Here is a 12,010-nt window from a genome sequence, read left to right as displayed (position 1 = left end):
GTAAAGAAAGGGTTGACGATACCCGAGGGGGAGCCATCCGCCAATCGTCCCCTTCAGGGACACAATGCCACAGAACCGCCACATTTGCGCCGCAATGCGCGGCAGATTGCGGCAGGCAGCGCTACCAGTGGCCGGCGCCGGTGCCCCGCGCCATGCGGATTTGCGCCAGCACATAGACAACCAGATCAAAACCAAAGCCCGCCACCAGCAGCATCACTCCCTTGGGACTGCGCAGCCGGCGCGGGTCGCGCAGCAGGTTCTGGCTGCGCTTGATCAGAAAGTGAAGCGGAACAAAGCCATAAGGCCAACGCGGCAACCGCGCCCGCAACAGGGCGGGCAACCAGCCGGGCTGTGCCGCCGCCGCCCGCAGATCGGCGGCCCGGGTTTCGGCGGGCCGGGCGCGCAGCGCGTCGAAGACCGCAAGATTGATCGCCGAGCCGATGACGATGCGCACCTGATGCCGGATCAAGGCGGCCAGACCCCGCTCTGACGCATAGACATGCCAGACATCGGCACCGTCGATCCGCGTCAGATCCTCGGGTAGCGTCAGTGCGTCGGTCAACACCATGGCGCGCAGAAAGCCATCCTCCACCGGCAGGCCGACCGGCATCCAATGCGCCCGCGCCCGCGCGGCCGGCATGGCATAAAGCTGGCCACAGATCGCGCGACGCCAATTATCCAGTGTGCCGCCGGCCAGGGCAATCAGCCGGTCCTGAAGGCTCAGCCCCTCGGGGCGGGCCACGATATCCTTCATGGGGCGCGAATTCATCACATGCAGACCGGGCCGCGCCGCCAGCCCCTGCACCAGCCGCAGCACCATATCCGGCTCGGGCAATTCGATATCGGCATCGGCAAAGACCAGCATCGCCGCATCGGGGCGCGACAGGTCATGCACGAAACGGTTCCAGGTGCGGCTCTTGCCGCCTTCGGGCAGGTCTGCCACCTCGGCCCCGGCGGCCCGCGCCAGCGCCGCCGTCGCGTCGCGGCACCCGTTGGCCAGCACCAGCACGCGCAGATCCAGCCCGTCGCGGCGCTGCGCCAGAAAGGCCGCGACCACCGCCGCGATCCCCGCGGCCTCATCATGGGCAAAGATCCCGATATCCACCTTCATGCGCGGCCCTCAGATCACCGTGCGGCCCTGCCCGGCCTGCCAATGGGTTGCAATATCGCGCTGACGGCGCAGCGCGCGTTGCCGCGACAGCAGCTCGGCCTGACCGAGGATCGCGCCGGCCAGCAGCCAGGTAAAGGGCACCAGCGTCCCGTTCGGCAAAAGGTCGATCAGATTGGCCGCAAAGATCAGCGCCACCCCGGCCACCCAGGGCGAGGCCGGCCCCGCGCCGCGCCAGACCTCGCGCCCCAGCAGCAAGAGCGGCAGCACCAGAAGCCCGAACTGCGCGACATAGCCCGCCCAGCCATAAAGCCCCAGCGTGATGATCCAGGCCCCGTCCGCAATCGACAGCCGCGCCCCGGTGAGCGGGTCATACAGCAGGTTGCGCCCATAGCCGCCCCAGCCGAACCACGGTTTTTCCGCCGCATGAACCAGCAGCGCCTCTTCGTTGTTCAGCCGGAACTGGAACGACCCGGCCCGGTCGGCCGAGAAGCCGCGCGCGAAATTCGTCACCTCGTCCAGCGGCAGCAGATGCAGACCGCGCAGCGCCGGATAGGTGATGACCACCAGCGCCAGCACAAAGGCCACATAGACCTGCCAGCGGCGCGGCGCGAACAGGATCAGCGGCAGCAGCACCGCCGCGTCGATCAGCACGCCCATGCTTTTGCACAGCGCCAGCATGACGCCCAGATAAAGCACCGTCGCGAATTGCCGTGGCCGCGCCGCCACCGGCCCCAGCCGCAGAAAGACCAGCGCCGCCGCAAAGGCCATCAGCGCAAAGAACGCAACCCAAAGCCCGTGCGGCATGAACACCACCGGACGAAAGCCGCCATTGCGGATGGTCTGAAAGAAATCATGCTGGAAATAGCCATAGATCCAGACATTGAGCTGCGGTGACAATCGCGCCTCGATCATCATCGGCAGCGAATAGGCCAGCCCCGCCGCGACCAGCGCCACCAGAATGGCGCGCATCCCCTCGGGCGTGCCCAGATAGCGCCGCGCCAGGAACAGCGGCAGGATCTCGATCATCTGGTTGGTGACCGCCGCCACGCTGTCATAAAGCCGCATGCCCTGAAGCATGCCCGGCCCGATCGGCACCGGCTCGGGGTTGGTCAGCACGGTGCCAAAGGGCGACAGCACGAACAGCACGATCAACCCCCGGCCCAGCCAGCTTTCGGGCCAGAACGACAGGCGGTCCTTCAGCACGAACAGCACGATGGCCAGCGCCACCAGCCCCGGCAGGCTGTCCTTGGTGATGTCGGGCACCACCGGCAGGTTGAAGGCGATGGCCGGCGGCAGCACCATATAGCCCCCCAGCACCGACCAGATCAGCGCACGATCCGCCGGCAGCCGCCGGAACAGCAGCAGCATGACCAGCGGCCAGACCGCCAGCATCAGCCAGGCAAGCGGGTTCGGCGTGATCAGGGTTGGCCTCCTTCCCGGCGCCGCAGCAGGGCCAGGCCTGCGGGCGCGGTCATCATGACAGGAAAAAGGGGCAAAAAGCGGGCACGGGTCATGGCCGAGCGCTACGTCAAGCCCGCCCCCCCTGTCCATGCGCCGCGCGGAAACAGAGTGTTTTTTCAGGCTGCGGCGCTGAATTTGCCGCAATTCCATGCTATGCGGGGCAAGCCGCGACCCTGCGGCATTCCCAGAGACCCTTTTGCCAGTGCCAGCCATGCAGTTTCAATTCGAAGATACCCCCGTTTCCGTCAATGTGCCGCATGCGGCCGCGCTGCTGACCGCCGTCAAGGCGCGCCTCGCCGCGGGTGAAGGCTTTGCGCTGGCCACCATCAACCTGGATCATCTGGTCAAGCTCCGCACCATGCCCGAATTCCGGCATGCCTATGCCGCGCAGGATCTGGTCGTGGCCGATGGCAACCCGATTGTCTGGCTTTCGCGGCTGGCGCGGCGCCCGGTCTCGCTGGTGCCGGGGTCGGAAATGGTGCTGCCGCTGGCCCGCGTCGCCGCGCAATGTGGCGTCAAGGTCGCCCTGATCGGCTCGACCGAGGCCGCGCTGACCGCCGCCGCCGTCAGCCTGCAAGCCAGCCTGCCCAAGCTGAGCATCGCCCGCATGATCGCCCCGCCCATGGGGTTCGATCCGACCGGCGCCGAGGCGGCCGCGCTCTTGCAGGGGTTGGAGCGTGACGGGATCGGCCTTGCCTTCCTCGCCCTGGGCGCACCCAAACAGGAAATCCTGGCCGCGCGGGGCCGCGAAATCGCGCCGCATGTCGGCTTTGCCTCGATCGGGGCCGGGCTGGATTTTCTTGCCGGCACCCAGACCCGCGCGCCCGTCTGGGTGCAGAAGATCGCGATGGAATGGGTCTGGCGGATGATGACCAATCCCGGCCGGCTGGCGCCGCGCTATTGGGCCTGTTTCAAGCTGCTGCCCGGCGAGGCGCTCAAGGCGCTCGGCTCGCGCGGCTGAGCCGCGCCCGGGATCACTTGTATTCGATCAGGCCCTGACGCCGCCCGCGCCACCGATCAAGGTGATAGCCGATCACCCCCTGCGCCTCGGGCAACTTGCCCAGCACGGTAAAGAACGCGGCCTCGGCCCCCATCCGGGGCCAGAGCCGCAGCACCTGCGCCGGCCAGAGCAACAGCAGCAACCAGCCCGCCGGGTGCAACAGCGTTCCGGCCAGCACCGCCCCCGCCGGCAGAACCGCGCCCCAAAGCAGCGCGCGCCGCGTCTCGGCCTGCCAGAACCGCTCGGCCCCGTGGCGATGCCGCCAGGCCCCCTCGGCAAAGGCATGGCCCGCGCGACGGCTGCGCCGCCACCACTGGCCAAAGCGCAGCATGGCCGCATCATGCAAGGTCATCTCGGCGTCGATCCTCAGGATACGCCCGCCCGCGCGCCGCAGCCGCAGACAGAGATCGGGCTCCTCGCCCGCGATCAGCGTCGGGTCATAGCCACCGACGGCCACCACCGCCGCGTGCCGCATCAACGCATCGCCGCCACAGGCCGTCGCCTCGCCCGGGGGGGTGTTCCATTCGCGGTCACAGAGCCGGTTGTAGACCGACCGCTCCGGGTGCCGCTCGCGCCGACGTCCGCAGACCACGACGACCGACGGATCGGCCGCCAGCGCCGCCCGCGCCGCCGCCAGCCAGCCGGCATCCAGGGCACAATCGCCATCCACGAACTGCACCAGCGCCGGCGGATCCTCGGCCAGCCGCGCCAGGCCGGCATTGCGCGCCCGCGCGGCGGTAAAGGGCTGCGTCATGTCAAGCGTGACCACCTCGGCCCCGCGCGCCTGCGCCGCCGCGACCGAGCCGTCGGTCGATCCGCTATCGACATAGACCAGCCGCCCGACTTGACCGCGCAGGCTGTCGAGACAGGCCAGCAGCCGCGCGCCCTCATTGCGCCCGATCACCACCGCATCGACCCGATCCTGCACCATTACCAACCCCGCTGCTCTGCCGCAAAGGGAAGCGGCCCGGCCCCGGTTTGTCCAGTGCAAAACGCCGCGCCGCCCCCCTGACCCTACGCCGCCAAACCCCGCCGAGCCTTTCAATTTGTTAAGAAATCCTCTATATTCCGATGACTGGGCGGGGGCCCGGACGATTCACTCTGCCTGCGGTCAGCCCGTGGGTTCTGTGGCGTTACGGACCTTGACCCGCAGCAATGCGGGATGAATGCGCAAAGCCCGGCGTCAACCGCGCCGCGCGAACTGGAGCCCGGTGCGATTGATGACGAAACACAGGATATTGATGTCCGAGGGCAGTTCCGTCGCGGATATGGTGGGTTCCATGCGCAGCGATTCGGATTTCTCGGAACGATTGGAGACGGATCGCCCCCGTCGTCCGACCGGCATTTCCCTGTTTCGCAGCCGCGAACTGCCCGCGCTGCACAACCCGCAACCCGCGCGCAACACCACGCCCGAGATCTATACCCCCCCGATCGCGCCGCCGCATCGCCCTGAAAAGGCGTGGGAATCCCTCAGCCCGATCACGCTTGACGCCGCCCATCTGGCCGGAAACGGTTTGTTTCTACAGACAGGACAGCATGAGGTGACCGCGCAATTCGACATCCTGCGCACCCGCCTGCTGCAAGCGATGCAGGAACGCGGCTGGCACCGGATCGCCGTCACCTCGCCCACCCATGGCTGCGGCAAGAGCCTGGTCGCCGGCAATCTGGCGCTGTCGCTGGCACGGCTGCCCTCGGCCCGGACGGTGCTGATGGACCTGGAACTGCGCCACCCCGATCTGGCGCGGATGATGGGCGTGGCCTCCAATCCGCTGCGCGAGGTGCTGACCGGCGAACAGCCGCTGGAAAGCCATCTGCGCCGCGTCGGCGGCAATCTCGCGCTGGCCCTGAATGCCGAGCCGGTGGGCGATGCCGCCGAAACCCTGCTGGCGCCGCAGACGGCCGACACATTGCGCGCGCTGACCCGGCTGCTGGAGCCAAGCGTCATCGTGCTGGATCTGCCGCCGGCGCTTGGGTCCGACGACGTGATTTCGGTCCTGCCGCATGTCGATGCGGTGCTACTGGTGGCCGATGCGACCCGCACCACCGCCGACGACATCCGCGCCTGCGAACGCCTGTTCGAGGGGCGCGCCACCCTGATGGGGGTCATCATGAACCGCGCGCAGGAACGCAGCCTGCGCCGCTATCGCTATGGCAAGAAGTGAAGACCGATGGGGCCGATTCAAACCTTTGACGAATTCCTGAACCTGGTGATCCGCCGGCGCCTGCTGATCGCCGCGCTGGTTCTGCTCGGCACGATCCTGGCGCTGATGTTCGCGCTGTCGCGCAGCCAGTATTACGAAACCGCAGCCGTCATCCAGGTGCAGACCCCGGTCATCGCCGGGCAGGAACAGCAGACCCGCAGCCAGACCGCCGCCAACCTTCAGGCCATCGAACAACGGCTGACGACGCGCGAAAACCTGCTGGCGATGATCGACCGGCACGGGCTGTTCGCCCAGGCCCCCGGCATGACCGCGGAACAAAAGGTCTTTGCCCTGCGCGAGGCCGTCACCTTTCAAAGTGTCGCCGGGGCGGGGGAACAGACCTTTGGCTCGGCCGCTTCGGTTTCGGCGCTGCTGATCACCACGCGGCTGGATACCGCCGACCATGCCGCGCGCGTCGCCAATGATTTCGCCCAAAGCGTGCTGGACATGTCAGTCGCCCGGCAGAACGACCGCGCGCGCGAAACGCTGGGCTTTTTCCAGGCCGAGGAGGCGCGCGTATCGCAGCAGATCGCGGTGCTGGAGGCCGAGCTTGCCGCCTACAAGAACGCCAATATCGCCGCGGTCGGCGGCGGCTCCTCCGACGAACGCAGCGCCATCGACACCGATCTGCGCCGCGTGGCGCAGGGCCTCTTGGCGATCGAGGCGGAACAGGCGGCACTTCAGGCCAAGCAACGCCTGCGCGAGACCGATCGCCGCCGGATCGACGATCTGGCCGCGCAGAAATCCGTCTTGGAGCGGCAGAAGGCCGGGCTGGAGCAGCAACGCGCCGCGCTGGATGCCCGCGCTGCCCAATCGCCCGAGGTGGAACGCACGCTGAGCGCCTATGACCGGCAGCTTGAACAGCTCCAGACCCAGTTCGAGGCCGTCACCGCCCGCAAGGTCGAGGCCGAAACCGCGCTGCGGCTGGAACAGGAAAACCATGCCGAGCATTTCACCCTGCTGGAACGCGCGATCACCCCGGCCTATACCAGCGGCGGCGGCCGCAAGAAGATCGTGATCGCCGGGGCGGTGGCCAGCCTGGTCGGTGCCATCGCGGCAGCCTTGTTTCTGGATCTGATGAACCCGGTGCTGCGCAGCGCCGCGCAGATGCAGCGCGAGATGGATATCCACCCGGTCATCGTGCTGCCCGATCTGGGCCTGCGCGCCCCGCGCGAGGCCACGCTGACAGAACGGGCGGTCACCTGGCTGCGCGGCCGCGCCCGACAGGCCCTGGGCTGAGCCCAGCCGCCCCGCACAATTGAAAAAGCCGCCGGAAAACCGGCGGCCTTTTTCATCCCGGCGCGTGGATCAGCAGCCGGTGCCGTTCATCACGACGCCCACGGTGCGCACCAGAATGTTCAGGTCTGTGGCCAGCGACAGCCCGGCCTCATATTCGGCATCATAATCGGCGCGCGCCTCAAAGGTCGTGCGATTGCGCCCCGCGGTCTGCCAATAGCCGGTGATCCCGGGCCGCAGCGCGTAATAGGCCATGCCGGGATACAGCGCCTGCTGGTTCAGCATCATCGGACGCGGGCCGACCAGGCTCATGTCGCCGGTAAACACGTTCCACAGCTGCGGCAGTTCATCGAGCGAGCTTTTGCGCAGGAAGCGACCAAAGGGCGTGACCCGCGGATCGTTCTTGAGCTTTTGCGTCTCGTCCCATTCGGCGCGGGCGGCGGGGTTCTCGGCCAGATACTGCTCCATCCGCTCATCGGCATCGGGCACCATCGAGCGCAGCTTCCACATGCGGAACGCCCGGCCGTGACGGCCGACACGCTGCTGGCTGTAAAAGGGCTTGCTCCCGTCACGCGACACCGCAAAGGCCAGCGTCGCCACCAGCGGCACCACGAAAGGCGCGGCGAGAACGATCGCCGTCACGTCAAGCGCGCGTTTGATATAGCGGCGATAAAACCCCTGCGGCGCCACCGGACGCACCCGCAGATTGGCGGCGGCCAGCATGACCGGCGGCACATCGGCAAGAACAGGGCGAACGCCCTGGAAACGAGGATACCCCATCGTCATTGTGCCAGCCCCGTGAACAGTCCTGCGCCGATATCAGGCGCGCAAAAACTTGATTTTACGCCATTTCTTTGGAAACGACCCCAACGGACAGGTAACTTGCAGAACATTGCGATTACTCAACATGTAACGCCCCCAAGGACCATTTTACTTGGTCAGATGGAGGCTTGGCGACAGCCAATGGTAACCTTACAGGTCGTTTAAGGCTGAATCTGAGGGGGAATTTTTGCCTCACTCACGCCATGATCCTGCCACATTGCGGGGGGCTCAATCAGTGGTTGTGACACCGCATCCCGGACACCCAGCCACGGGCGGAGTGATTCGCACCAAGACGAAAGCCGGGCGCAATGCACCCGGCTTTCGTCATCGGCTCATGTCGGCCAGCTTTCAACTTGTCGCGACGGATCGAATGTTCCGTGCCACGCGACAATCCTGCATCGCGCCTTCGTAGGGGTCAGTGGGCGTGGGCGGGTTCGGCTTCGGGGGTGGTCAGCGACACACCGCGCGACAGCGTCAGCGCGATGAAGGCGGCCGCCCCCAGGAACCCCAGAAGAGGATAGCAGAGCAGCGCCAGCAGCACCGGGTGTCCGGCCAACAGCATCCAGACGACGCCCGTCAGCCCGCTCAGGATCCCAGAAATCATGACACCGATCGCCATTCCACCGTCCCCTCTTGACCGCCAGGACGACCGGTGCAGACCCTCTGCCTTCCGCACCTGCCGTCCTGAAACCGAAGCTAGGCACGGATTGGGGCGAAATCGCGGCACGAACAGAGCGGCACCGGGGCAATTCGGTGTTAAAGCCGGCCAAAGCCCGCCGCATTCCACCACAGGATCAGCGCCAGCAGCACCACCGCGAGCAGCCCGAACAAAAGGTCATGGCGCGCATCCCAGGCCGAATGCCGCCGCGCCAGCCAGACGATCGGCGCATGGGCCAGCAGGTTGGACAGAAACTGCCCCGCCAAGGCGCCCAGCAGGCCATGCGTCGCCGCGCCCAGCCAGAAACACCCGGTCTGCAAGGCCGCGCGCAGCGCCATGACCAGGAAATAGTTCCGCGAATCCCCCGCGGCCAAGGCCGACTGGTCATAGGTCATGCCGATCACCTGCGGCAATTGCACCGCCGCGATGGCCACGACGATGATCCCGGCATGAACATAGCGCGCGTCATACATGAGGCCAACCAGCGGCTGCCCGATCAGCCCCATCACCCCCAGCATAGCCAGCATGCCGCCCGAAAGGGCAAAGCGCAGCCGCCGCATCCGGCGGAAATTCTCGGCGCTCGTGGCTGGCGGGTGGTCGCGATAGATCGGGATCAGGATCCGCCCGGTCACCGCCCCGCCCAGCATCACCGGAAACGAGGCGAGGAAATAGCCGATATTATAGACCCCCAGCTCATCCAGATCGAGATAGGCGCCCAGAATGGCCTTGTCGCCCTGCGAAAGCAGGAACCCGCAGGCGGTAGACAGAAAGATCCACTTGCCGAAATGGATGAGCGCACGCCCCGCCTCGCCTTCCCAGGCAAAGCGGTTGCGCGCCCCGGGCAGGCCGAAATGCGTCAGCACCAGCTTGGCGAAACTGCCGATCAGCGCACCGATCACCAGCGCCCAGACCGATCGCAGCACCGCCGCGAGCACGACCATGGCGATGATCCCGATGATCTGCGCCACCAGATCCAGCGCGGTCAGCCGCCCCAGCAGCAGATGCCGGTTCGCCGTGTCGATCCGCGTCGGGTTGAAGCTGCCGATCAGCAGCGTCAGCCCCGCCACGGGCAGCAGGTGCAACAGCTCCGGCGCCTCATAGAACCAGGCGGCGGGCCAGGCCATCAGGCAGGTCAGCAGCCACAGCAACCCGCCCCGCACCACCTGGATCGTCCAGGCCGTATCCAGAAAGCCCGGCTCGTCGCCGCGCGGGCTTTGCGCGATGGCCGGTCCGATGCCCACATCGGAAAACATCGCAAGGCCCACCAGAAACACCGATACCAGCGCCATCAGGCCAAAGGCCTCGGGGAACAGCAGGCGGGCCAGGATCAGGTTCGAGGCCAGCCGCAGCGCCTGCGAAAAGGCATAGGAACCCGCGGTCAGCGCAGAGCCTCGCAGGACACGGGAAAACAGCGGGGCACGCAACTCGGTCATGCGCGGACCCTAGGCGCGCCATGGGAAAGGGTCAATCGCGCCATTCTTCGGCCACATGCTTCTGTCAGTCAAAAGATGCTGATATGAACGACCTGTTGCAGCCGGAACCCGATCTTGAAGATTGCCTATCTTGTAAACACCTATCCGCGGCCGTCGCACACCTTCATCCGCCGCGAGATTCAGGCGCTGGAGCGGCTGGGTTTCGAGGTGCATCGCTTTGCCATGCGCTCCGACCGGCGCAACCTCAAGGACGCCGAGGACAAGGCCGAGGACGAGATCACCGAACATGTGCTGGAACGCAACCGGCTGACGTTGCTCTTGTCGGCGCTGCTCTGGCTGCTGCGCCATCCGTTGCGCTCGGTCGCGGCGCTCGATTGCACGCTGCGCATGGGCGCGCGGGCGCGGCTGCGGCTCAAGCATCTGTTCTATTTCGTCGAGGCGGTAGAGATCACCCGCCGCTGCGCCGAACTGGGCATCCGTCACCTGCACGCGCATTTCGGCACCAATTCCTCGACCGTCGCCTGCCTCGCGCATATTCTGGGCGGGCCGCGCTGGTCTTATACCGTGCATGGCCCCGAGGAATTCGACGCCCCCCGCGCGCTGTCGCTGGGCGAGAAATCCAGCCGCGCCGCCTTCAGCGTGGCGGTCTCCAGCTATGGCCGCAGCCAGCTCTGCCGCTGGACCCCGGTCGAGATCTGGCCGCGCCTCAAGGTCATCCATTGCGGCATCGAACCCGCGCACTTTCCCACCCCCGCGCCGCTGCCCGAAAAGCTGCGCCTTGTCGCGATTGGCCGCTTTTCCGAACAAAAGGGCTTTCCCCTGCTGATCCAGGCCGTCGCCCAGGCCGCGCGCCAGCATCCGGGGCTGCGGCTGACCCTGGTCGGCGACGGCGAATTGCGCGGCGAGATCGAGGCAATGATCGAGGAACTGACCCTGCGCCGCCACGTCACCCTGACCGGCTGGCTGGACGAGACCCAGATCAAGACCGAACTCGACGAGGCGCAGGCCCTGATCCTGCCCTCCTTCGCCGAGGGCCTGCCCATGGTGGTGATGGAGGCCATGGCAGCCGGCCGCCCGGTCATCGCCACCAGCATTGCCGGCATCCCCGAACTGGTCACCGCCGAAACCGGCTGGCTGGTGCCGGCAGGCGATGTGCAGGCCCTGGCCGATGCGATCGACACCCTGGCCGAAACCCCCCATGCCCGACTGCTGCGCATGGGACAGGCGGCGCGCGCCCGCGTGCTGATCCGTCACGACGTGGACCGCGAGGCCGCCAAGCTCGCCCAGCTGATCCGGAGCGCGTGATGTTCGACCTGGCCGCCGCCTGCAATTCCGAAACGGTGCTGGCCGACAATCTGGCGCGCTCGCCCCTGCTGGCCGACCATCGCCTGCACCTGGAATGGAATGCCCCCTCGGCCGCCATCGCCTATAACCGCGCGCTTGATGCCACGACGGCCGATATCGTGGTCCTCGCCCATCAGGATGTCTATTTCCCGCAAGGCTGGGATCGCCTGCTCGCCGCCCGCATCGCCGAAATCGCGGCGATGGATCCCGACTGGGCACTGATCGGCGCCTTCGGCGTCGGGCTGGACAGCGCGCATTACGGGCCGGTCTGGTCCTCCTCGCTGGGGCAGATCATCGGACGGGTGCCGCTCGTCCCGGTCGCGGTGCAAAGCTATGACGAAATGGTCATCGTGCTGCGCCGCGCCTCGGGGCTGCGCTTCGACACCGATCTGCCGGGCTGGCACATGTATGGCACCGATATCGTGACCCAGGCCCGCGCACGCGGTCTGGGCGCCTGGGCGGCCAGCCTGCCCTGCCTGCACAATGACCGCTTCCATGCCGCGCTCGGCCCGGATTATCGCGACTGCTATCGCGCGATGCAGCGCAAATGGGCCACCCGCCTGCCGCTGCGCACCCCCATCACCAAGATCAGCCATTCCGGCCTGCATCTGCGCCGCGACCTCTGGATGGCGCGCCGCTCGCTCAAGCTGCGTGCCGAAATGTCGGTCGGCACCGCCACCCCGGTCGAGGAACTGGCCCGCCGCTGTGGCTGGCTCGATCTCGGCGCCAATCCCTGACCCTGCC

The 12,010-nt window shown here is 67.0% G+C and carries 11 protein-coding genes; 5 read left to right on the top strand and 6 right to left on the bottom strand.

Annotation, left to right across the window (positions count from 1 at the left end; all coding sequences use genetic code 11):
* Positions 1-121 precede the first annotated feature (121 nt).
* On the bottom strand, positions 122-1,111 hold the full coding sequence (locus FOA17_RS12600; RefSeq protein WP_149141842.1) for a glycosyltransferase: 990 nt from the start codon (positions 1,109-1,111) through the stop codon (positions 122-124).
* Positions 1,112-1,120: 9 nt separating this feature from the next.
* Positions 1,121-2,503 (bottom strand): hypothetical protein, encoded by a 1,383-nt coding sequence (locus FOA17_RS12595; protein ID WP_149141841.1) that lies wholly within the window; start codon positions 2,501-2,503, stop codon positions 1,121-1,123.
* Positions 2,504-2,783: 280 nt separating this feature from the next.
* Between FOA17_RS12595 and FOA17_RS12590 the strand changes: the two genes are divergently transcribed.
* On the top strand, positions 2,784-3,533 hold the full coding sequence (locus tag FOA17_RS12590; RefSeq protein ID WP_149141840.1) for a WecB/TagA/CpsF family glycosyltransferase: 750 nt from the start codon (positions 2,784-2,786) through the stop codon (positions 3,531-3,533).
* A gap of 13 nt (positions 3,534-3,546) precedes the next feature.
* Here the strand turns inward: FOA17_RS12590 and FOA17_RS12585 are convergent, their stop codons facing one another.
* Entirely contained in the window at positions 3,547-4,503 is a 957-nt protein-coding gene (locus FOA17_RS12585) for a glycosyltransferase family 2 protein (RefSeq protein ID WP_149141839.1), read from the bottom strand.
* Between the two features lie 349 nt (positions 4,504-4,852).
* Between FOA17_RS12585 and FOA17_RS12580 the strand changes: the two genes are divergently transcribed.
* Positions 4,853-5,734 carry a CpsD/CapB family tyrosine-protein kinase gene (locus FOA17_RS12580; protein WP_162528252.1) on the top strand — a complete coding sequence of 294 codons (882 nt, stop codon included), beginning with the start codon at positions 4,853-4,855 and terminating at the stop codon, positions 5,732-5,734.
* Between the two features lie 6 nt (positions 5,735-5,740).
* Positions 5,741-7,012 carry a Wzz/FepE/Etk N-terminal domain-containing protein gene (locus FOA17_RS12575; RefSeq protein ID WP_149141837.1) on the top strand — a complete coding sequence of 424 codons (1,272 nt, stop codon included), beginning with the start codon at positions 5,741-5,743 and terminating at the stop codon, positions 7,010-7,012.
* A 69-nt stretch (positions 7,013-7,081) separates the two neighbouring features.
* On the opposite strand, the gene FOA17_RS12570 is transcribed toward FOA17_RS12575, so the two are convergent.
* The 3 genes from FOA17_RS12570 to FOA17_RS12560 form a co-directional block, all read right to left on the bottom strand.
* Positions 7,082-7,732 carry a sugar transferase gene (locus FOA17_RS12570; RefSeq protein WP_149142006.1) on the bottom strand — a complete coding sequence of 217 codons (651 nt, stop codon included), beginning with the start codon at positions 7,730-7,732 and terminating at the stop codon, positions 7,082-7,084.
* Between the two features lie 514 nt (positions 7,733-8,246).
* Positions 8,247-8,450 carry a hypothetical protein gene (locus tag FOA17_RS12565; RefSeq protein ID WP_149141836.1) on the bottom strand — a complete coding sequence of 68 codons (204 nt, stop codon included), beginning with the start codon at positions 8,448-8,450 and terminating at the stop codon, positions 8,247-8,249.
* Between the two features lie 137 nt (positions 8,451-8,587).
* Positions 8,588-9,922 (bottom strand): oligosaccharide flippase family protein, encoded by a 1,335-nt coding sequence (locus tag FOA17_RS12560; protein ID WP_149141835.1) that lies wholly within the window; start codon positions 9,920-9,922, stop codon positions 8,588-8,590.
* Positions 9,923-10,036: 114 nt separating this feature from the next.
* On the opposite strand from FOA17_RS12560, the gene FOA17_RS12555 reads away from it, so the two are divergent.
* Both FOA17_RS12555 and FOA17_RS12550 read left to right on the top strand, forming a co-directional pair.
* Entirely contained in the window at positions 10,037-11,227 is a 1,191-nt protein-coding gene (locus tag FOA17_RS12555; protein ID WP_149141834.1) for a glycosyltransferase, read from the top strand.
* Positions 11,227-12,003 carry a glycosyltransferase family protein gene (locus FOA17_RS12550; protein WP_149141833.1) on the top strand — a complete coding sequence of 259 codons (777 nt, stop codon included), beginning with the start codon at positions 11,227-11,229 and terminating at the stop codon, positions 12,001-12,003. The genes FOA17_RS12555 and FOA17_RS12550 overlap by 1 nt, the downstream gene beginning before the upstream one ends.
* The last annotated feature ends 7 nt before the right edge of the window (positions 12,004-12,010 follow it).

The sequence above is a fragment of the Gemmobacter caeruleus genome (genome assembly GCF_008271655.1).
GTDB lineage: Bacteria > Pseudomonadota > Alphaproteobacteria > Rhodobacterales > Rhodobacteraceae > Gemmobacter > Gemmobacter caeruleus.
Note: the sequence above shows the minus strand (reverse complement) of the source record. Positions and strands in the feature narration are given on the sequence as shown.